This is a genomic window from Vibrio sp. 970 (assembly GCF_033339075.1).
This window is the reverse complement of record NZ_JAWOTW010000594.1, coordinates 1-581: the sequence shown is the minus strand read 5'-3', so window position 1 is coordinate 581 and position 581 is coordinate 1. Positions and strand designations below refer to the sequence as shown.

Here is a 581-nt window from a genome sequence, read left to right as displayed (position 1 = left end):
CCCAGCAACGGAAAGGGCAACGCCTACTGAAATCGCACTGATCATGCGTGGCCACCGCAGTTGCCATTGGAACTCGCCAGGAATCGCAAACTCAATACCACTGATACCGTGCGTAACAAATGAGTACGCCAGAATGCCGATGATCCCCATTACTGCAATGCCCCAAACTGCTGCGTTCGATAGGGCCGTTTTTCCTTGGCTCATCGACAAGTTCAGCTGATCCGTAGCTGTCAGTTTCTTGCGAGTAAACCAGATCAACGCAGGTGCACCAATGGCCGCCGCCGCCACACCGCTTGGGATGGTTTCTTCTAACAACAAACTGAGATAAATCGCCGCAGAATCGGTGATAAGCAGCAACGCAGCGCCAAGCAACATGCTACTGATGAGTTCATCGCGTGGCGTTCTCGCTCCCATTGCGCGGGCGATGTTTGGTGTTAACAAGCCGATAAAACTGATGATACCAACCGCAGTGATTGAGGCTGATACCAGCCAAATACCCATCACCATTAACGCCCCAAACGCGGGTAATACTGCTAAGCCTCGGGCTGCTGCGCCTTCTTGTCCCAGTTTCATTAAGGTCA

1 protein-coding gene is annotated in these 581 nt (G+C 52.5%); it reads right to left on the bottom strand.

Annotation, left to right across the window (positions count from 1 at the left end):
• Positions 1 to 581: iron chelate uptake ABC transporter family permease subunit (locus R7Q11_RS28075; protein WP_225467217.1), on the bottom strand; the 581-nt coding region annotated here is incomplete at both ends.